This window comes from Methylobacterium sp. WL18 (genome assembly GCF_008040015.1).
GTDB lineage: Bacteria > Pseudomonadota > Alphaproteobacteria > Rhizobiales > Beijerinckiaceae > Methylobacterium > Methylobacterium mesophilicum.
Genome location: NZ_VRVD01001278.1, coordinates 1 through 544, shown reverse-complemented (window position 1 = coordinate 544; position 544 = coordinate 1). Strand labels below are relative to the sequence as shown.

At 75.0% G+C, this 544-nt stretch carries 1 pseudogene; it reads left to right on the top strand.

Annotated features, from left to right (window positions below):
• Positions 1–544 (top strand): annotated as a pseudogene (locus tag FV228_RS32305) (AAA family ATPase); the annotation flags it as partial.

The following is a 544-nucleotide window of genomic DNA, read 5'->3' as shown; positions in this document are numbered from 1 at the left end:
GCGCCTGCACCATGCCTGGCTGATCGGCGGCGCCCCCGGCATCGGCAAGGCGACCCTCGCCTACCGGGTCGCCCGGCGCCTGCTCGCCTATCCCGAGGGCGGCGGGCCGGCTGGGCTCGATATGCCGGACGAGAACCCCGTCGCCGGCAAGGTCGCGGGCCTGTCGCATCCGAACCTGGTCGCCCTGCGCCGCCACCGCACCGCAGGCGCCAAGGCGCTGCCCACCAAGATCTCGGTCGACATGGTCCGCCGGGCCCTTGACCTGTTCGCCTCGACGGCCACCGATTCCGGCTGGCGGGTCTGCATCCTGGACAGCGCCGAGGACCTGAACGCCAACGCGGCCAACGCCCTGCTCAAGGTCCTGGAGGAGCCGCCGCCGCGCGCCCTGTTCCTGATCCTGGCTCACCAGCCCGGCCGGCTGCTGCCGACGATCCGCTCCCGCTGCCGGGTGCTGATGCTGCGCCCGCTGGCGCCCGAGGCGGTGGCGCAGGTGGTGCGCGGCCTGCCCGAGCCGTTCCCGCAGCCCGAGGAGGCCGCCCTGGCC